Source organism: Leptolyngbya sp. Cla-17 (assembly GCF_016807185.1).
Classification (GTDB): Bacteria; Cyanobacteriota; Cyanobacteriia; order Leptolyngbyales; family Leptolyngbyaceae; genus ULC077BIN1.
The window spans coordinates 1-18867 of the sequence record NZ_JAEVYN010000002.1; the positions used below are offsets into that span (position 1 = coordinate 1).

Genomic DNA, 18867 nt, shown 5'->3' on the forward strand with positions numbered 1-18867 from the left:
GTCCTGGTCAGTTGGTGGGCTACCCAATTTTGAATTTGACTTACCACCAAAAAGATTTGCATTGGTACCTGCGTCAATTGGAAGCGGTGTTGATTCAAGTGTTGGGAGTGTATGGGCTAGAGGGCAGGCGAATTGTGGGGATGACGGGCGTTTGGGTGAACGATCGCAAAGTGGCAGCGATCGGCATCAAAGTCAGCCGCTGGATTACGATGCACGGGTTCGCGCTCAACGTGTGTCCTGATCTGAGTGGCTTTGAGCAAATCGTGCCCTGCGGCATTGCCGACAAAGCCGTTGGCAGCATGGAACAGTTTATTCCAGGGATTCAGATTGCTCAGGTAAGGAAACAGGTGGCGATCGCATTTGCCAATGTCTTTCAAATGCAACTCACGAATGCTTAGCAGAAGCCTTATTCGCTTTCACTTTGTCCTGTACAACGTTTGAAGAGGCGCTAACTTGCCATCACAGGCAAACTTAGCTTTAAATTCCAGCAGCTTCAGCGCCGTGTTCTCCACCCTATATTTCGCCTGAGAACCGCAGTCTCCTAAACCTCGATACTTGGAGGTGACCGCCAACACGCGCTGTTTAGGCTCGTAAGTCGGTAAGCCTCCAATGGATGAACTCTCTACTTTTTGCACCTTACCTGCTTGATTTGGCACCCGCTCTTATAGTTGACTCAACTCAACGATGTTTCCATCCGGATCTTGTGAAAAAATTGCTGCTCGACCAGAAACACTTAGTTGGATGGGGCAATCATGCGCTTGCAATTGTGCCTTTGCCGCCTCTAAGTCTGCCACTGCGAAGGCAATATGTCGATTTCGTCCCCACCTTTCCACATTATGTAGTTCTGCCGGTGTGCCTAGCATCAGATGGATTTGGTATCCATCCACTTCATACCAGGCACCGGGAAAATTAAGCGCGCGATCGCACCGTTCCAAACCCAACACAGTTCCATAAAAATGTTCTGCCTTTTCCAGGTCGTCAACCAGAATCGCAGTATGGAGATAGCGAGTAATGTTCATAAATTAGGGGCATACCGTGATACGCCCCTAATTTACCTTATTCTTTTGCTAGTTAATGGAGCTGACGGGAGTCGAACCCGTGTCCGCCCTGGGTATTAATACATCACTCATTCACAGGTTTAGCGTTTCTGATCCTCAACGCGGGAATCGTCCCTTATCCCGGACGATGGGATTCTCTGGTAAAGTCTTAGCCAGCTACTAACCAGAGACGGTGAACTGGAGCATCCGTTGGGGGGTTGGTCCATCATCCTTAACGGAGTCAAATGACGGACGCTCGAACCGCTAGGGGTTGTTAGGCAGCAACTAGTGCTTGCTTACGAGCAAAGGGTACGATGTTGTTCGCATGTACTGTTTTTTGAGCCATTGATTTCCGAGAGTTAGCTCGCTCTCGACCTGCATCACAACATAACGTTCGCCAGCACGTCGAAACCGTTACAGCCCCGCGTAGTGTTTTACCATTATAGCTCTATGAAACCAAAAGCTGTTGTATTACTATCGGGTGGGTTGGATTCAGCGACTGCGGCAGCCCAAGCGATCGCCGATGGCTATGAACTCATCGCCCTCTCACTACGGTATGGGCAACGGCACGATCGCGAGATTCTGGCGGCACAGCAAGTAGCAGCTCATTTGGACATTCAAGACCACTTCATCCTGAGTGTCGATTTGGCACAGTGGGGCGGGTCAGCGCTCACAGACTCCGCGATCGCGGTTCCTCAAACAGGGATTCAGTCAGGAGAAATTCCAGTCACCTATGTACCAGGGCGGAATACTGTATTCATTGCGATCGCCCTGTCCTTAGCAGAAGCCAAAGGTGCCAATGCGATTTATCTTGGCATCAATGCTGTGGATTATTCTGGCTATCCCGACTGTCGCCCTGCTTATCTCAGCGCCTTTCAGCAACTTGCTACACTATCGTCTAAAGCAGGCTTAGAAGGCAGTGCACCCATTTTAATTGCACCGTTGGTCATGGATTCCAAAGTCGATATTGTGCGTAAGGCCTTGACGTTTGGCATTCCAATTGAACTCACCTGGTCTTGTTATCAAGGGGATGCAGACCCATGTGGACGATGTGATTCCTGCCGAATTCGAGACAAAGCTTTAATTGACGCAGGACGCGCTGATTTAGCAACGGCGATCGGAGTTGAGTTTTGGTCTTCACCTTATTCTCCAAAAAAGTAAAGTTTTAAGCTACGACGATTGTTTTGGCAAAATGATAGGTTGATGGTCACCATCTTAAAGAGTTTTAAAACAACACAGGACACGATTTAAAACATGGGCTTGTAAAAACCTGAAGATCCCATATTTTCATCATCAGTACCAAAGACAACGCCGCCATCTTTGCCTGGAACTAACTCAAATGCTTCAATTTTGTGTCCAAGAAAGTGATTTAGGCGTACAGGTGCTGAGTTCTTAATAAATATCGGTTTGCCGTCAACGATGCTCACTTGTCCGGCGATGTAAAAGGCAGACTCAAACGGTCCATCGTTTCCTGGGTCGGATGTAGCTGTGATAAAAACGGTGCCCGATGGATCGACTTTTACATCGGATGCATGACGAACATCTTGTGCAGGATAGGGAACTGTTACGGGCAGCGATCGCACCTCTGAAAAGGCATAGTTTTTGAGATTAAATAAGCTCCAATAGAGTATGGCAGGTGTTTCATCTCCTCCCCGATGTGCCCAAACAGCGACCAGTGTATTATTGACGGTTTGTAGGGCGAAACTTTCAAAGTTGCTTTTGGGGGCTGCTTTTGGCAGGCTGAATGTTTTATGGACGATAGCAGCCCGATGTGAGGAATCAAGCGACAAATGATAAGCGGTGCCATCGCTCGTTAAAGCAATAAACGAGTTTGTCATTCTCGGCACCATCACGAGAGCTTCTAAATCTACAGGTAAAGAATCTGCTTGCCAGGTGAGAGGTTGATATTGAGGGAGTTTTGTATCTTCTAGCAGAACTATTCCAACGCGTTTTTCATTGTCCTTTTTGTTGTCATGAACAACCAAAAATGAAGTGGAACGCGGACTATGTTCTAGCAAGGCGATTCCACTAATGCCATTTTCGCTGCCTCCTCGAATGGGTAACCATTGCTGGGCATCCACCTTTAAAGGATTGAGTAAAACTGGAAGAGTCGTCAGCAAAGAAAATAGAGTCCAATTAGAAACCATGTAATGATGTGCCTTAAAAATTCGCTTGGGGCTTAAAAATTACGAAATAATTTTTTCGGTAAATCATATTAGGCTAAATACTACCGCCAGCAACTTTATGAATGAGTTGATAAAAAAGGCTTGTATTCCCGTTTTCCATGGGATGCAGCGAAACAACTGACCGATTATGTTCGACAAAGAATGAGAGTCCTATTGATGTAGGATGGTCAGCTATTGTCGTGGGTTAGCGAGAACTGATGAAGAATCGAACATTCGTGTTAGGTGCTTTAAGTGCAGGATTGGGATTGATGAGTTTAGGTGGATTGGCGGGAGCGCAGACCCGGTCTTCTGCGATCGCCCAAGCAAAGCCTCCTTACAATTGCCTGACGCGTGAAGTCTGGAGTGCGGAGAAAAAAGTTTGGTGCGATCGCTATGGTCCTAAAACGAAACCAGCAGTAGTGCCGCCAAAAACCAGCACCTCTAACCCTTGGCATAATTGTTTAACCCGTGAAGTGTGGACGGCGGACAAACAGGCTTGGTGCAATGCTCTCAAGCAAATGCAAAATGCGACTTATCAAGTTCCCGATGTGGGCACCGTCACCCTCACAAACGGCAGCTATAAAAATCCTCAGAAGCAAATCACAGTGACTTTGGGCATCCAACCCGGCATGGTGATATTTGATGACCTGACAGGCGATGGTAAAAAAGATGGAGTGGCGCTGCTGGGCGTGAATACAGGCGGCTCTGCCAATTTTATTTATTTGAGTACAGCCTGGAATAACAATGGCACCCTAAAACCGCTCACTCCCGTGATTTTGGGCGATCGCACTAGGGTGAACTCGATGCAAACGCAAAACAAGCGGGTTAAGCTAGATATGCTCGTTCAAGGTGAAAAAGATCCTGCCTGTTGCCCTACTCAACAGAAGACTCAAAGTTTTACTATGCTGATGCAGCCGACCTTGGTGCCAATTGAACAGTAACTAATGTAGGGACTTTACTAGGGTTTTTGGGCGATCGCTAATCCGGTGCTTGGATCAAACAGGTGAATTTTGTCTTGGGCGATCGCCAACCACACATCATCTCCCACTTGAACGGAGTGATCGGGTTCGATTCGGGCTTGCAGCGACATCGGGTGCTTGGTTGGTGCATCTAACCAGCGCACGGTGAGATAGGTTTCGCTGCCCAAGGCTTCCACCAATTCCACCCGCACCTGCAAGTTTTTGGGGGCTGGCATCCCCACACTCAGATGTTCTGGACGAATTCCTAGCAAAATTTCTTGCCCGTCGTAGCGCTTGAGGGCCGCTTCCCAAACGGCTGGAAGTGTTAGCCGAAATGGATCTTGACTAATCAACAGCGGCGCTTTTACCTGAATTGGCAAGAAATTCATCGGTGGTGAGCCAATAAATTCTGCGACAAACCGATTAGCTGGATGATTATAAAGCTCCAGTGGAGAAGCAATTTGCTGAATCTGTCCCGCATTCATCACAGCAATGCGATCTCCCATGGTCATCGCTTCTGTCTGGTCATGGGTGACATAAATTGTTGTTGTGCCTAGTTGACGCTGAAGTTTAACAATTTGCGATCGTGTTTCTGCCCGCAATTTCGCATCTAGGTTGGAGAGTGGTTCATCCATCAAAAATACCTGTGGATCTCGCGCCATGGCTCTGCCCAACGCTACCCGCTGCTTTTGTCCCCCTGATAGCTGTTTTGGCAACCGATCAAGTAAGCCATCAATTTGCAAAATTTGGGCAATACTCCGCACCTGCTGATCAATCTCCTTTTCTCGCTGGGGCTGATAGCGCAATCCCTTTGGCAGTTTGCGGGTGGTTTCAATCAGCAAATTTTCTAGCCATAAAGGGAGTTTGGAGTTCGGAGTTTGGAGTTCAAAGTTTGGAGACGCTACGCGAACGGAGTTTGGAGTTTTGAACTCCGTATCTTGCACTTTGTACCCCGCACCTTGAACTCCGTACTTTCTACTCGCCCTTCGCAACCCAAATGCCAGGTTGTCGTAGACCGTCATGTGGGGGTAGAGGGCGTAATTTTGAAACACCATGGCAATATCGCGGTCTTTAGGCGGCAGATCATTGACTAGGCGATCGCCGATATAAATGTTGCCACCCGTCAGGTCTTCTAATCCGGCAATCAGCCGTAGCAGGGTGCTTTTGCCACAGCCTGATGGACCAACCAGCACCATAAACTCGCGATCGTTGACCGTTAAGTTAATGTTTCGCAGAACCGCAGCCGACTGGCGGAGCGAGGTCTGTTCTGGGACTGCCGCACTCTCCGACTCTTTCGCTTTTTTCTGAAAGCTTTTATAAATAGTTTCTAAAACGACTTGTGCCACGATGCTTGACGTTATAACCCGCTATTGATCTTCCCCATCTTAGGGCAAGTTCAAGATGCGCTCACGTCTTAAGCTGAATCAACCCACACTTCACCCCGATCTCTGGATAAACGCCTGTCATCTCTCGCCCCAACTGCTAAACTCAAACAGAAACTGTGATGCATATTGAATAGACAAACCCATGGCAAAGCGTCGTCCCCGTTCCTCTATCGACAACTACGAACGCGATCGCGAGTTTGAGCGTGAGTACGATGATTATCCCGCTTCAGAACCGAGTAATAAGCCACCCCGCAAGCCTGAAAAACCTACGGGTCTTAACGCTACATCACTGGCGGTATTAGCGGGGGTTTTGATCCTGGGAATTGGTTTGGGCATGGGCTTTAGCTCTGTAGGTGGCAGCAACAGCAATACAGGTACAAAAATTGTGACCCAGAGCGACCTGGATACCAAAGCGCCGAACCCGGAAATCTGTGTTCAGTTTGGTGCCAGCGCGATCGTTACTGATCTACGGGTTTTTGTAACGCTGAACCCGTTAAATTTTTATGTTTCTCAGCCAACGTCTCGTCCTGGATGCGTGTTGCGAACCAACAACTGGTCAATTTTGGAGCAGCGAAAATTGGTGAATTCTGAACAGGTGAATGAATGTAAGCGGCGAATGAACACGTTTGGCTTTACTGGAGCATTGGAAAGCTCTCCTGACATTAGCTGTATTTACCAGAACGATGTTGCCAAAAATCTGTTTTTAGATCAAAACGGTCCTGATGGTAAACCCGTTGCTGAACCTGACAACAAGCAGTTTTAACTCATTTTAGTTAACGCACTTCACGGGTCATGCGAACCTGAATTATTTGCCCTGGTTGAATTGTGGCAGGTTTAGGCGAGGTGAAGAGGTTGGTTGCAGCCCCGGCAGCCCCGCCTAACAAAACGCCTAGACCTGAGAACTTGCTCACTACCCCACCTGCCAATGCGCCTGCTCCTGAATAGATCGCTAGGGATGATCCTGAAATCTCTCGATTGCCATTGATCGGATCAGATTCGGCAGCAAAGGGAATTGCGCGATCGCCTTGGGAAATTGCCATTGCTATAAACCGACTGCCTTCGCGGCTTGTATCAAACTGTCCAGTTACGTAACTGCCTCTTGGAAACACTACATTTCCGAGAGAGTCGCGCACCTCGGTTTGCAAAATCAGCACTTCCTGCCGGGGAGTTCCCGCATCTAAGCTGAGGTTCATGGTTCCGGGATAGCTTAAAATTAGCGTTGCTCCAGCCGGCAAAATCAAACTGGGCACCGAGGATTGGTACACCATCGGCATTGCTAGCGGCGAGGTCCCTGATGGCATCATTGGGGCTGAATAATTCGGCAGAGTCGTGGGAACGGTATTTAGTGCCGTCGCTCCGGTAATCGGTAAGGATTTGCCAAACTCAATGGTAGACGGAGGGGTGGACGCATCTCCAGAAGGTGCTGTAGGAGACGGTTGAGCAGGTGCCGCAGTCGCAGAAGGGAGACTCAGGGGCTGTAATGGCGGCACCGAAACGACTGAAGTTTGAGGCGCGGGTACTGTAGTTGGCAAAGGAGGCACTGAAACCATGGCTGATTGATTTGCTGCCCTATCTGCAAAAGTAGACTGGGGTAAGCTGGGCACAGGTTGAGCCGTGCTTAACGCGATCGCCTGAGGATTAGACAGAGGCGACTGTACCGCAGGCATCTGTATTCTATTCGTTTGTATCACACTAGAAATAGGCGGTTGAGTCACCGCAGATGGCAGCGTCACCATCGGTGGTCCAGACTGCATCACGCTGGAAATGGGTGGTTGAATGGTTTGCACTGGTTGCAGCAATTGAGGCGATTGCAGTTGGAGTGGCGCGGATGATTGCATCACGCTGGAGGTTGGCGGCTGTAGGATTGGTAGGGGTGCGGGTTGAAGGGTCGGTAACTGAGGTTGAAACCCAGTTATGGGTGATTGCATCACGCTAGAAATCGGCGGCTGTATGACCCTGGGTGATGCTTGAGCAGGGAGAATCGGTAAGTTGAGGGGAGGCATGGCAGCCTGAGGCGGCGCAGAAAATGTAATGGAAGGAGGAACGGAGGTCAGTTGGGTTGGGGTTGACGCTGTGATGGCTGGAACACTGACCTGGGCAGAACGATTGGTGGCTATTCGCAGCGTCGATGGGATTTCGATCGCCTCTCCAAGTTTGCTTGCTGCAACTGCCGTTGGATCGGCCATGGGAGCGATCGCTGGGACGGTCAAGGGTTGGGTTTGTATCGGCACTGGCAGAGTACGAGTGCCCTGGCTGACAACTCCCAATGCTGGCGCTCCCGATCCTGAAAAAGTTGAAAGACCCGTCATCGTTGCCGGAATGGCAAGCGATCGCTCGGTTGGCACCACTACACTAGAGCCGTTTCCGGGAGAGCCGTTTCCGGGTAGCGAGAGCGGCGGTGGCACTTCCAACTTGACGGCTTTCGTCACATCGACCGACAGATCAGAAATTGGCTGCGCTGTGCTGGGCGGCAATGGAGTTGTTTGCTCGGTGGGAGATACTTGCGAGATCGTCTGAGTTGGTGTGGATGGTGCCGTTGACAAACCACCAGGGCTTGCCTGGACAGACTGGGAAGGAGCAACCTGGCGAGTAACTGGCGGCAGGGAAACATCACCCTCCATCAAATTACTATTCATTGGGCTGACATCAGAACCTTCAGGCGGCAGCATCGGCTGAGCTCCAACGGCATCCACTTTAACTGATGTCTTCGGTGGGGGAACGGTGACTACCTTAGTGGATGGCTTCGATTGCAATGATGGCGCACTGGAAGGTAAATCGATCACCGGCGGCGGGGGTGGCAAAACCGAGACAGGTACTGGGCTGGGCTGATTGGCACTTTCACGGCTCGAAATCGCCCGAATTGGTTTTTTTACAGGGCTTTCCACGGCTACATCCGTTGGCGCACTAGCGATTAACGGGCGCAATACCCAAGTTGATTTATTTGCCTTTTCCAATTTCACCTGTCCTGGAGCAAAGACCGCATCCGCAGAAAGCTCCATCACAATTCGCGTTAGACCGGGCTGAAATTGTGAGACGCGAACTTGACGAATCGCCCCAGAGTAGGTTTCTTTGACGCTGACTTTGCCCACTTCAGTGTCAGGAAGATCCAATACAATCCGGGCGGGTTGCGCCATTAAAAAATAGCGTGGCGTTACGCCCTCTTTTACAGTTACTTCCAATTGCCGAGCAGAAGGGTCGTAGCGCCAATTGGTTAGAGCCGCAGCCTGCACTTTTGCCGCCGCGATCGCCAGCGTTCCAGCAGCCAGCATTCCCACCAGCCCCAACTTGAATAGCTGCGGAACATCCACCGAGCAATCCGCGGTAGGAAAGGAGTTCTGTCTAGGCTCAAATTCTGGGTTTTGCATGGTGTTTTAGGAATAGGCACAGGGTTTCTGAAAGTTGCGCTAGACTTGGCGCTAGAAAGATTGCGCTAGAAAGATTTCAGCAGAATCAGCGATCGCACTTTCGTCCAGCCAATCGGCATATCACCAGATATAGAGCCAGATTGCTACTATTTACGCTAGATCTTGCTAAATGTAGCGCAAGCTTTAAGAAAATTTACAATTACGCGCGTGAATGTCAGCGTCAAAAATTTCTAGTATTTAAAGTAATGATCCAATTGAGTCCGTAATTGCTTAGAGGTCCCCTCCAGCATCACTTTGCCCTGATAGTGACCCTTCAACTAGAACGCTCCTATTTTGCTAAGGGAAATCGCCGCTATCCGCTCTAACCTGGCATGGAAGCTCGTGCTGATATCATTTGGCAAATAACCCCAAAACGCGATCGCGCTAATTCAATCTACAAGTTGCTTCGGTGCTTAAATTCCGGCACAATCGGGAAGATTAAGCTCCCTACAAGCATTGCCGGATGTCCGCTCAATTCGTCCAACTGATTCTCAATAGTATTTCTCTGGATAATTCAGGACTGAAAATAAGTCCCGAATTGGTTCAGTTCGCCCAACTGGTTCTCAATGGCATTTCTCTGGGCAGCATCATTGCCCTTGGCTCGGTTGGCTTAACCCTTACCTACGGCATTTTGCGCCTCTCAAACTTTGCCCATGGTGATTTTATGACCCTGGGCGCTTATGCAACGCTGTATATCAACGGCTTGGGCATCAATGTTTGGCTTTCCATGATTGCGGGGGCATTGGTGACGATCGCCGCTTTCCTATTAACCGAAAAACTCATCTGGGCACCGATGCGGGTGCGCCGTGCCACCCCTGCCACATTGATTATCATTTCTATCGGGCTGGCACTGTTTCTTCGCAACGGCATTATTTTGATTTGGGGTGGCAGCAACCAGCGCTATAACTTGCCTGTTGCTGAAGCACTTGAGTTCTCCAATCTGCGGCTACCCCTCTATGATCTGCTGGTGATTGGCATGGCGATCGCTGCCATCATCGGACTGCATTACTTGCTGCAAAACACCAAAATTGGTAAAGCCATGCGTGCGGTTGCAGATGACCTCGATCTAGCGCGAGTGGCAGGGATCAAGGTTGACCGCGTGATCTTTTGGACGTGGATTATTGCAGGCGGACTGACCGCGCTGGGCGGTAGCATGTTGGGCTTAGTCGAAGCGGTGCGTCCCAATATGGGTTGGTTTTTGATTTTGCCAATGTTTGCTGCCGTCATTTTGGGCGGCATTGGCAACGCTTATGGTGCGATCGTGGGTGCCTTTGTCATTGGAATTGCTCAAGAAGCCAGCACCTATTGTCCAGCGGGTCTACCAACGTGGCTAAGTCGGCTTTGCATTCGTAATGAATATAAGCTCGCTGTCGCGCTCGTCATTATGATGGTTGTATTGCTAGTTCGCCCCCAAGGTTTGTTTAAAGGAACGACTTAGCGAAAAGCAAGTGGCAAGTGGCAAATTAAGTGAAGGGAATGGGGAAGAGGTCTATAGATGGGATGGTTTCTCTGAATCCCTAAACCCCAGCCCCGAATCCCTATCCCCTCTAGATATTGACGATATGCGCGTAAATAGCTGCCACTAAAATATTGACTGACAGCAGCAAAATTGCCCAGAAAGCGCGGAAAGTATAAGGTTTTTTGGTTGTTGCTTGCGTTGCCATAAATGGTACTCCAAAAGAATAGACTTTTTAAGAGATACCAAAGAATGGCTCGCTTTGCGACACTCTAAGGTCAAATTTAACGTCCTAGGCAAATTAATTGGATAGCGGAGTTTATTTTGAGTGTGAAGTGACGGATATGAGTTTTGAGGCACTAGGAACTAGAGACTCCTTTCACCTCCCTTCTCCTGCATGATACGAACTGCGGACTAAAGGAGCCGATCGCACATGGGAAAAGCCCATGTCACGGGCGATCGCGCCAAGCTGCTGAAACTCATCGGGGGTCCAATATTTTTGGACGGGCAAATGTTCAAGCGAGGGTCGCATATATTGACCCAGGGTCAGGCGATCACAATCCACCGACCGCAAATCTTGTAGGGTTGCCAAAATTTCATCCTCAGTTTCGCCATGCCCCAGCATCAAGCCTGATTTAGTGAGAATTGCGGGATCGATAGCTTTAACCAGTTGCAATACTCGCAGCGATCGCTCATATTTAGCACCACGTCGCACCTTTCCCTGAAGCCGTTCCACGGTTTCAATATTGTGGTTATAGCAAGCAGGCTTAGCCTCGACCACCGTTTTCACGCGCTGCTGTTGGAGATGTTCTGGTGAAAGGTCTGCTTCCTTGCCGCCCCAAAAATCTGGGGTCAGCACCTCGATTTGAGTGCCAGGATGCCTTTGACGAATTGCATTCATTGTCTGCACAAACCAATCTGCGCCTTGATCAGGCAGATCATCCCGCGCTACGGATGTCAGCACAACATACTTGAGTCCCAGTAGGCTGACTGCTTCCGCCACCTTACGTGGCTCCTCTGGATCAAGCGGCATGGGGGCGTGACCCTTATCCACCTGGCAAAAACCGCAGGCACGGGTGCAGGTCGGTCCCATTAACAAAAATGTGGCGGTGCCTTGGGCATAACATTCTGCTCGATTCGGACAACGACCCTCTTCACAAATAGTATGAATCTGCCGCTGCTTAATGATGCGCTGCACCGTGGAGAGTTCGCTGGCTTTTCCTACAGGACGACGCAACCAGGCTGGCAGGTTCACCAATTGGCTGCGATCGCCCTGGTTAAATAAATCGGATGAGTTCGTTTCAACAGGCATAAAGACGGGAACACTAGCCATGACTAGCGAATAAATAATCCATCAAAACCGACATGATAACGATTCTAGGGCGTTCCATTCAAAAGCAGGTAAGAGAAAAACTGCTGGGGGTTTCACCAGATTGCTCTGGCTTGTTAAGCGGCTGTGATTAATTGCCGTTTATAATCCTTCCAATTCGAAATCAAATGATCCAACCCTGTTAAAGCTAAACTAATTCATCTGGCTGTGGCGTAATTGTGTCGCATGAGTACAATACTGAGAGTTAGATTGATGCGGTCGCATTGTTATGGTCAACCTGTTTAATTTAGTTATTTCAAATACGCTCTAATTTAATTAGAAATTCTTCCTCTCTACCATTTCGCAGACCACCAAGGAGTTAGGCTGTGGCTCACAAAATCCTGGTTATCGACGACAGCAACGTTATCCGCACCATGGTTCGCGACATGTTACCCAAAGGTAACTTTGAAGTGCTCGAAGCAAAGGATGGCGTTCAGGGGCTAAATTTAATCCAACAAGAGCGTCCCAACCTGATCATGTTAGATTTCCTGCTGCCTAAAATGAGCGGCTGGGAAGTGTTTCAAAACATCCAAACCCAACCTGCACTGCAAGCTATTCCTTTGGTGCTAATGTCGGGGCGCAAAGAAGAAGTCACTGAAAAGCTTCAGGAACCATTTGAGTATTTTGAGTTTGTCCAAAAACCATTTGATCAGCCTCAGCTAATCACTGCGATTAAAACCGCAATGGCAAAAGCCAAGCGCCGCCCACCCGCAGGAGTGGCAGCCGTTGCAGCGACCGCACCAGCAGCAACCAGCGCCGTTGCAACTGCCGCAGGTTCTAGTAGCGCCGATATTCAGGCTTTGAATGCAAAAATCGCGAGTATGCAGGCGGAAATTGACGGCATGAAGAAGCAAATGGGTCAAATTCTCAACTTCATCAAGCAACGGATGAAATAGCACAAGACTCTGACGGGAACGCGCAAGACCTGCCCTTGCTGTGCATTATGCCTAATCTAGTTCTCGTCTCCCTTCTAATGCTCTTGCCAAAGTGACTTCATCGGCGTACTCCAAATCGCCGCCCATGGGTAATCCAAAGGCAATGCGAGTCACTTTGGTGAAGGGTTTCAGCAGTTGTCCTACGTACAGAGTTGTGGTTTCCCCTTCCACACTTGGACTGATGGCGATGATCACTTCTTCAATTTTTTGTTGACTGACTCGCCGCACCAATGGCTGAATATGAAGCTGGTCAGGACCGATGCCATCCATAGGTGAAATGGTTCCACCTAATACATGATACTTACCTCGATATTCACGGGTTTTCTCTAGAGCAATCACATCTTTGGACTCTGACACGACACAAAGAACGTTGCTGTCTCGATTGGGCGATCGACAAATTTCACAGACAGGATCGGCAGATAGATGAAAGCAGACAGAACAAAAACCAACCTGGGTTTTTGCTTCCATCAGAGCGATCGCCAAGGCTTTCACCTCTTCTTCAGGACGCTTGAGAATATAAAGCGCTAACCGCTGGGCACTTTTAGGACCAATGCCCGGTAAATGTTGAAGGTGCTCAATCAAGCGAGCAAGTGGACGAGTATAAATCTGGAACCTTCCTCTAAAAGCCTGGGATATTCTATTTTAACGAGGGATTTGCGATCGCAGCTTTGGATCTAATAATTAGGTAATAGGTATCAGGTTTTAGGTGGTAAACACCCTTGCTGCGGCTGCTCATCATTGATTTTGCTCATGTGCTCATAGGCTTGGTCAACGTAGGGTTTACCGCGCAAAAATCCGATATTGGCTCCAGGGCACAGATAGCGTAAGGTTTCGGGAGTGAATTCCGCCACAAGTTTTTGGAGGTTTTGAAGCTGCCTCCGCCAGTGAAATGTTTTGGCAGTTTTGATTGGCATGACAGCCCCTTGAGGCGTAGGTAATAGATGCCTACCAGTAAATAGAACGCCGCCAAAGCCGCTATAGTGCAAACAGGATGAACCGGGAGAGTGCCCTGAAGTCCAAATGGCATGACTTTGGGATGTTAGCTCAAAGTGCTGATGAAAGGACGTAACGGTTAATCCTGGTAACAGGTAGGCTTCTTGCTCTTGTATGAGAATGTTACAGCCGAAGGTTTGTTGAATTTCTTTGACTTTACCGATCGCGCCACGATGGGTCAAAACTAACCATTGCACACCGCCCTGCTGTTGTAAAAAGTGTTGGTTTATATCGTTCCACGCGGGACAATCTATTAAAATGTTCACCTCTTCTACAATGAGATAAGCGGTGCCTCCTAGAGTGTCTCGGCTAGGCGAGAAGGAAAAAACAGCGGACGAGTTGGCAGTATCTTTCGCATCCAGAATGAGTTTTGGTACCTTATCTGGTTGCTGGCGTTGGGTCGATTCTGGTGTAGTTTGAGAGTTTAGAGACACAGCTTTAGTTAACAAAAAGCGATTTTGAACTAGTCAATTGAGATAACTAGGTAGGATTAATTGAGTATCGGCTCATTCTGAGTAAATTGTTATAATTCAATGTCTAAGCGGGTCGAAGAAATCTTTTACCTTTGAGCAATCGAACTCTAAACTGGGTGAATTCTGAACTCAAGCCTAAAATCGCGCAGGTCAGTCTTTTTCCTTTTTTGCTCTGATTGGGAGTGTATTTTTCTCAGCCCGATTTATATAAACCCATGAATCCTTTATTTTTGCTCTTTCTGCTAGGGCTGACTACTTACTTTATCGTGCGAGGGGTTTCTAGCGTATCTCGAACCCCAACCTGGTTGTTGTGGCTAGTTGCCATGATGCCTGCCTCCATTTGGATTGGATGGACGCTAGCGAATGACAAAAAAACGCCACCCTTCTATTTAATATTTATTCCTTTAGTCGTTTGTCTAACGCTGTATTTCTTTTTGATCCAGTGGGGGCGGATTCCAACTTCAGAAGCAAGTTCTTCTGCAAACCGTGAGTTGGGCGCGTCCCTGTCGGAGGAGGGCGAGTTGCCGAAAGAACAGGCTAGTCTTCGCCCCATTGACCAATCAGAGGAGCGCTATTTGCAAGCCTGTTTTCCATGGTCGATTTATTATTTACAAAATTTAGAGTATCGCCCTCAAGCGGTGATTTGTCGGGGGCATCTAAAAAGCCAGCCAGAAGTGGCGTATCAAACGATTCGAGCCAATGTGGAGGAGAAGTTTGGCGATCGCTTTTTAGTTGTCTTTCAAGAAGGGGTCAACGGTAAGCCATTCTTTGCGTTGGTGACCAATCCTCACGCTAAAGGCACTCAAAGTGGGCAAAGCACTTTCAACCGTCCCGTTATCGCATTGAGCTTGCTGGCGGCAACTTTTTTCACGGCTTGTCTTGCCTGGTTGCAAATTGGCGGAAGTTCGAGCGGAGCAGGCAATTTTGGGCAAGGATTCCCGATCTCTATCATCCAAGGAATTCCCTATGCGATCGCCCTGTTAACCATTCTGGGAGTCCACGAACTCGCTCATTACCTCGCCGCTCGTCGCCATCATATTCGCACGACGCTACCCTACTTTATTCCTGTACTGCCGCTACCCTGGTTTCCGTTTGGCACGTTTGGTGCATTTATTCAAATCCGTTCTCCCATTCCAAACCGCAGAGCGTTGTTTGATGTGGGCATTTCAGGTCCTCTAGTCGGTTTTGCAGTTGCCCTACCGTTGCTGATTTGGGGATTGGCACACTCTACTTTAGTCGCCTTGCCCGCAACGTCTGAATTCCTTAATTTTCAGGCATTTGATCCGAAATTCTCCCTCTTGCTAACCATTTTGAGCAAGATAACCTTGGGTGGCACTTTGACGGCTGATACTGCCTTGAAAATGCATCCGGTTGCTGTTGCCAGCAGTTTAGGATTAATTGTGACCGCATTTAATTTGATGCCTGTCGGACAACTCGACGGTGGGCACATTGTCCATGCCATGTTGGGGCAACGCATGGGTGCAATAGTGGGTCAAATTGCCCGTTTGTTTTTACTGGTTTTGTCCTACTGGCAGCGGTATCTGTTGCTTTGGGCGATCATTTTGTTCCTTATGCCTGCCATGGATGAACCTGCGCTCAACGATGTGACTGAATTAGACAATCGCCGCGACTTATGGGGCGTTGTTTCTCTAGCATTGCTATTGTTAATTATTTTGCCCGCTCCCAAATTTTTGACGACGCTCTTGAACATGTAATGGTGCTAAATGGAATGGTGCTAAGCCGATGACCCAAAATGTAACTCAATGGCTAGACGAAATTAGAGCGCTAAAGCAGCAGTTGGTAGAGGTTCGCCAAGAGCGAGAAGATGCTTATGCTAGTGCGATTAACTGGCAGCAGCGCTATGAAACAGAAGCCCAACAGCGACGGGTTGAAGCAAAGCTGACTCAGCAAACTATTGAAGTGCTACAGCAAGAAATTCAGCAGCTTAAAGGACGAATGCAGCCGGATGAGAGCGGCACCGGTAGAACTCCCGAAATCCAAGCAGCGGTGGGTGAGCTGAAGACAGAAGCCGATTTGCGATCGCGCTTAACGCAAGTCCTTGTGGAATGCGATCGCCTGACTCAAGCTCTGCAAACGGAACAGGCAAACCATATTCAAACCCGAAAAAGCCTAACCACCGCCCTGGGAGATGCGATCGGAGCGCTATCTAAGGGAAAGAGCGAGTGATGAATAAGAAGGGATTATTGAAATTGGCAGGTGGGGCAGTAGTAAAGGCGGCGACCTGCTAGAGTTACTTTTAGAATTTCTGTGCCACAAATGAAGCAGGGTTGTCCTTCGCGGTTGAAGGCAAAATGACGGTAAGCGCGGCGCGGACAGCCTTGTTGTTTCAGCGTGGCAACAATATCTAAATCATTGGTGATGCCGTGGGTTTGGTAAGACTGGCGACTGACTGCGATCGCTCCCATTGCCAGCTTCGCAAGTTGCTCAAACGTACAATCTACCGGGCGCAACGTTGGATGCACTCCCGCCACAAATAGCACCTCACTCCGGAGGTAATTGCCCAAGCCACAAAGAAACTGTTGATCCAATAGCAATCCGGCTAAACCACGACGGGCAAAGCGTTTGTCTAACAAGCGTTCTTGCACTTGTTCTACCGTTGTCGTTTCATCCAATACATCGGGTCCTAATCGGCTTAAAAAGGGGTGAGTTGCAATCTGTTCATCGCTCAGCACTTCTATATCTGAGGCACTGTAAAGCAATGCTGACTTCTTTGGAGTGTGCATGGCTAAGCGCAGCTGGCGGTTGGTTGTGGGGTAAGAGTGGGCAGCACGGATAACCCATTTGCCGTAGAGCTGATTGTGACTGTAGATGCTGATCTGATTTTGAAATCGCGTCAGCAAGGCTTTGCCACGAGGCTTGACTGAAGTGACCTGATGACCGACTAATAGTTCTTCGTAGGGCTTGAGATGTTCAAATGCAAAAAAAATGCCTGTCAATGGCTGCTGAACGATCGCGATCGCAATCTTATCCGCCGCTTGTTTAATCTCCGGTCCTTCTGGCATGAATGTAATTTTTAATTATCAAAGAACGAAGGGCAACCACCCAGGAAGAATAGCATTTCACCTTCTGGCTGTCTTTTCTTCAGCCTAGCTTCTGTTCTCTTCCCTTTCCTGCTGCTTCCATTTTCTAAGAAAGTTTAGGAACATGGTAAGCTGTCAACTCAATCAATCAGGCAACCATTCACCCTTTAATTTGACAGCTTCAAAAGGTATTTAGACGAGGTTAGCGTTAGAGTGAAATCGCGTTGGTTACTCCCCGGTATTGTTAGCTTTTTCCTAGCGCTATCTGCCGCTGCAGAGGCTGCTACGCTCCAGTTTTGGCGGTTTAGTCAGGCACAAAATCGGCTAGAAATAAGAGCCGACCAAGGGATTCAACCCCGCGCCCAATTGCTGCAAAATCCAGCCCGATTGGTGATTGATCTTCCTGGAACGCGGCTCGGTCGCCCAAAGCAAACTGAAACCTATCGGGGCACAATCACTTCTCTGCGGGTTGCCCAGTTTGAGCGAGACACCACCCGCATTGTCTTGGAATTGGCGCGAGGCTATACACTTGACCCAACCCAGGTGCGGTTTCGCCATAGCAAGGCTCGTCAGTGGACGGTGGAATTGCCTCAGCCTACGGTGCTACCTTTGCTGGCAGACCTCGCTAAATTGCCTAGTCAGGCGATCGCGGTTCCCCAAGCTCCCGAAGTCGTTGCTGGCAAAAGTTTACTATTCAACTCAAGTGCAGCAGTTCCATCACCCAATCCTGGCTATGTCATAACTCCGGCAAAACCAAATATGGCATCCGAACCATCGCCTAGTTCGGGGTTTTCTCTGCCAGATCGCAGTACTAGATCTGCGGTACCAATGGCACCGCCGCCTGCAATTAATCGCCCTGTTTTCCAAGCTTCCAATGGTCGTCTGGTGGTGGTGATTGACCCAGGGCATGGAGGTCCCGATCCAGGTGCAGTAGGCATTGGGGGCTTGAAGGAAACGGATGTTGTGTTAGATATTAGTCGCCAAGTCACTGCACTGCTGGAGGGTCAGGGCGTGACGGTGATTCAAACGCGCAGTGCCGAGTATGATTTGGGGCTAGAACCGCGTGTACAAATGGCAAATAAGGCAGATGCTGCGATATTTGTCAGTATTCATGCCAATGCAATTAGTTTGTCTCGTCCAGACGTCAATGGATTGGAAACCTATTACTACAATTCTGGAAAAGCTCTGGCAGATACAGTACACCGCACTATTTTGGAAGACACAGGCGTTCCCGATCGCCGAGTGCGATCATCTCGCTTTTATGTCCTACGCCGCACTTCAATGCCTTCAATTTTGATAGAAACAGGTTTCGTCACCGGGGCAACCGATGCAGCACGATTGCGTGATACGGGCTTTCGCAGCCAGATGGCAGCCGCGATCGCTCGTGGCATTTTGCGCTATTTGGGGCGGAGTAGTTGATCGCTCTTGGTGTAAAGGAAATTCTGACCGAGCGTGTCGAAAAGTATAGCTTTGAGGGCTTTTTTGAGCCAAAAATACAAGCTTCTTATTCACGTCAGTGCGTTTAAACAAGGTTGCAATGGTGCGTTGCCCCAGCAAACGCTGCCTACAACTGTTTTTCTATCAGCATTCAAAAATTATGCTGTTATGGATTCCGATCACTTGCCAATCGGTTGATGGGTAGTTCATGCT

The 18867-nt window shown here is 48.9% G+C and carries 19 protein-coding genes and 1 other RNA gene; 9 read left to right on the plus strand and 11 right to left on the minus strand.

What is annotated here, in order from left to right; genetic code table 11:
- The coding region (lipB, locus tag JOY44_RS11175) for a lipoyl(octanoyl) transferase LipB (RefSeq protein ID WP_171573863.1) at positions 1 to 398 on the plus strand (398 nt) is incomplete at its 5' end.
- Between the two features lie 18 nt (positions 399 to 416).
- Here the strand turns inward: lipB and JOY44_RS11180 are convergent.
- The 3 genes from JOY44_RS11180 to ssrA form a co-directional block, all read right to left on the minus strand.
- Positions 417 to 656 (minus strand): hypothetical protein, encoded by a 240-nt coding sequence (locus JOY44_RS11180; RefSeq protein WP_171573864.1) that lies wholly within the window; start codon positions 654 to 656, stop codon positions 417 to 419.
- A gap of 6 nt (positions 657 to 662) precedes the next feature.
- On the minus strand, positions 663 to 1019 hold the full coding sequence (locus tag JOY44_RS11185) for a VOC family protein (protein WP_171573865.1): 357 nt from the start codon (positions 1017 to 1019) through the stop codon (positions 663 to 665).
- Positions 1020 to 1072: 53 nt separating this feature from the next.
- Positions 1073 to 1461: a transfer-messenger RNA gene (gene ssrA / locus JOY44_RS11190) on the minus strand.
- A gap of 26 nt (positions 1462 to 1487) precedes the next feature.
- Between ssrA and queC the strand changes: the two genes are divergently transcribed.
- Entirely contained in the window at positions 1488 to 2198 is a 711-nt protein-coding gene (gene queC / locus JOY44_RS11195) for a 7-cyano-7-deazaguanine synthase QueC (protein WP_171573866.1), read from the plus strand.
- 86 nt (positions 2199 to 2284) lie between these two features.
- Here queC and JOY44_RS11200 read toward each other — a convergent pair whose 3' ends face one another.
- Entirely contained in the window at positions 2285 to 3184 is a 900-nt protein-coding gene (locus JOY44_RS11200) for a hypothetical protein (RefSeq protein ID WP_171573867.1), read from the minus strand.
- A gap of 236 nt (positions 3185 to 3420) precedes the next feature.
- Between JOY44_RS11200 and JOY44_RS11205 the strand changes: the two genes are divergently transcribed.
- Positions 3421 to 4143, plus strand: coding sequence for a VCBS repeat-containing protein (locus JOY44_RS11205; RefSeq protein WP_171573868.1), 723 nt, complete (start codon positions 3421 to 3423; stop codon positions 4141 to 4143).
- Positions 4144 to 4160: 17 nt separating this feature from the next.
- Here the strand turns inward: JOY44_RS11205 and JOY44_RS11210 are convergent, their stop codons facing one another.
- On the minus strand, positions 4161 to 5507 hold the full coding sequence (locus JOY44_RS11210; RefSeq protein WP_171573869.1) for an ABC transporter ATP-binding protein: 1347 nt from the start codon (positions 5505 to 5507) through the stop codon (positions 4161 to 4163).
- A gap of 181 nt (positions 5508 to 5688) precedes the next feature.
- Between JOY44_RS11210 and JOY44_RS11215 the strand changes: the two genes are divergently transcribed.
- Positions 5689 to 6309 (plus strand): DUF3172 domain-containing protein, encoded by a 621-nt coding sequence (locus JOY44_RS11215; protein WP_171573870.1) that lies wholly within the window; start codon positions 5689 to 5691, stop codon positions 6307 to 6309.
- A gap of 10 nt (positions 6310 to 6319) precedes the next feature.
- Here JOY44_RS11215 and JOY44_RS11220 read toward each other — a convergent pair whose 3' ends face one another.
- Positions 6320 to 8911: an AMIN domain-containing protein gene (locus JOY44_RS11220; protein WP_171573871.1), complete on the minus strand. Its 2592-nt coding sequence runs from the start codon at positions 8909 to 8911 to the stop codon at positions 6320 to 6322.
- A gap of 502 nt (positions 8912 to 9413) precedes the next feature.
- Here JOY44_RS11220 and JOY44_RS11225 point away from each other — a divergent pair.
- Positions 9414 to 10388, plus strand: a complete 975-nt coding sequence (locus JOY44_RS11225) for a branched-chain amino acid ABC transporter permease (protein WP_171573872.1) — start codon at positions 9414 to 9416, stop codon at positions 10386 to 10388.
- Positions 10389 to 10497: 109 nt separating this feature from the next.
- Here JOY44_RS11225 and psaX read toward each other — a convergent pair whose 3' ends face one another.
- Together psaX and lipA are read right to left on the minus strand one after the other, a co-directional pair.
- Positions 10498 to 10614, minus strand: coding sequence for a photosystem I protein PsaX (gene psaX, locus JOY44_RS11230; RefSeq protein ID WP_171573873.1), 117 nt, complete (start codon positions 10612 to 10614; stop codon positions 10498 to 10500).
- 171 nt (positions 10615 to 10785) lie between these two features.
- Entirely contained in the window at positions 10786 to 11739 is a 954-nt protein-coding gene (gene lipA / locus JOY44_RS11235) for a lipoyl synthase (RefSeq protein WP_197985184.1), read from the minus strand.
- Between the two features lie 362 nt (positions 11740 to 12101).
- Between lipA and JOY44_RS11240 the strand changes: the two genes are divergently transcribed.
- A complete protein-coding gene (locus JOY44_RS11240; RefSeq protein WP_171573874.1) occupies positions 12102 to 12671 on the plus strand; it encodes a response regulator in 570 nt (189 codons plus the stop codon).
- 51 nt (positions 12672 to 12722) lie between these two features.
- Here JOY44_RS11240 and recR read toward each other — a convergent pair whose 3' ends face one another.
- Positions 12723 to 13316: a recombination mediator RecR gene (gene recR, locus JOY44_RS11245; protein WP_171575923.1), complete on the minus strand. Its 594-nt coding sequence runs from the start codon at positions 13314 to 13316 to the stop codon at positions 12723 to 12725.
- Between the two features lie 89 nt (positions 13317 to 13405).
- Positions 13406 to 14137, minus strand: coding sequence for a hypothetical protein (locus JOY44_RS11250; protein ID WP_197985185.1), 732 nt, complete (start codon positions 14135 to 14137; stop codon positions 13406 to 13408).
- 254 nt (positions 14138 to 14391) lie between these two features.
- Between JOY44_RS11250 and JOY44_RS11255 the strand changes: the two genes are divergently transcribed.
- Positions 14392 to 15891 (plus strand): site-2 protease family protein, encoded by a 1500-nt coding sequence (locus JOY44_RS11255; protein ID WP_171573875.1) that lies wholly within the window; start codon positions 14392 to 14394, stop codon positions 15889 to 15891.
- A gap of 28 nt (positions 15892 to 15919) precedes the next feature.
- Positions 15920 to 16363, plus strand: a complete 444-nt coding sequence (locus tag JOY44_RS11260) for a hypothetical protein (RefSeq protein ID WP_171573876.1) — start codon at positions 15920 to 15922, stop codon at positions 16361 to 16363.
- 14 nt (positions 16364 to 16377) lie between these two features.
- Here JOY44_RS11260 and nei read toward each other — a convergent pair whose 3' ends face one another.
- On the minus strand, positions 16378 to 17199 hold the full coding sequence (gene nei, locus JOY44_RS11265; RefSeq protein WP_171573877.1) for an endonuclease VIII: 822 nt from the start codon (positions 17197 to 17199) through the stop codon (positions 16378 to 16380).
- Between the two features lie 231 nt (positions 17200 to 17430).
- On the opposite strand from nei, the gene JOY44_RS32145 reads away from it, so the two are divergent.
- Positions 17431 to 18636, plus strand: coding sequence for an N-acetylmuramoyl-L-alanine amidase (locus JOY44_RS32145; RefSeq protein ID WP_171573878.1), 1206 nt, complete (start codon positions 17431 to 17433; stop codon positions 18634 to 18636).
- The last annotated feature ends 231 nt before the right edge of the window (positions 18637 to 18867 follow it).

What these genes read in the sequence shown, in the direction of transcription:
- JOY44_RS11185 (WP_171573865.1), bottom strand. Translation starts at nt 1,019, where the DNA reads ATGAACATTACTCGCTATCTCCATACTGCGATTCTGGTTGACGACCTG.
- queC (WP_171573866.1), top strand. Translation starts at nt 1,488, where the DNA reads ATGAAACCAAAAGCTGTTGTATTACTATCGGGTGGGTTGGATTCAGCG.
- JOY44_RS11200 (WP_171573867.1), bottom strand. Translation starts at nt 3,184, where the DNA reads ATGGTTTCTAATTGGACTCTATTTTCTTTGCTGACGACTCTTCCAGTT.
- JOY44_RS11205 (WP_171573868.1), top strand. Translation starts at nt 3,421, where the DNA reads ATGAAGAATCGAACATTCGTGTTAGGTGCTTTAAGTGCAGGATTGGGA.
- JOY44_RS11215 (WP_171573870.1), top strand. Translation starts at nt 5,689, where the DNA reads ATGGCAAAGCGTCGTCCCCGTTCCTCTATCGACAACTACGAACGCGAT.
- JOY44_RS11220 (WP_171573871.1), bottom strand. Translation starts at nt 8,911, where the DNA reads ATGCAAAACCCAGAATTTGAGCCTAGACAGAACTCCTTTCCTACCGCG.
- JOY44_RS11225 (WP_171573872.1), top strand. Translation starts at nt 9,414, where the DNA reads ATGTCCGCTCAATTCGTCCAACTGATTCTCAATAGTATTTCTCTGGAT.
- psaX (WP_171573873.1), bottom strand. Translation starts at nt 10,614, where the DNA reads ATGGCAACGCAAGCAACAACCAAAAAACCTTATACTTTCCGCGCTTTC.
- lipA (WP_197985184.1), bottom strand. Translation starts at nt 11,739, where the DNA reads ATGGCTAGTGTTCCCGTCTTTATGCCTGTTGAAACGAACTCATCCGAT.
- JOY44_RS11255 (WP_171573875.1), top strand. Translation starts at nt 14,392, where the DNA reads ATGAATCCTTTATTTTTGCTCTTTCTGCTAGGGCTGACTACTTACTTT.
- JOY44_RS11260 (WP_171573876.1), top strand. Translation starts at nt 15,920, where the DNA reads ATGACCCAAAATGTAACTCAATGGCTAGACGAAATTAGAGCGCTAAAG.
- nei (WP_171573877.1), bottom strand. Translation starts at nt 17,199, where the DNA reads ATGCCAGAAGGACCGGAGATTAAACAAGCGGCGGATAAGATTGCGATC.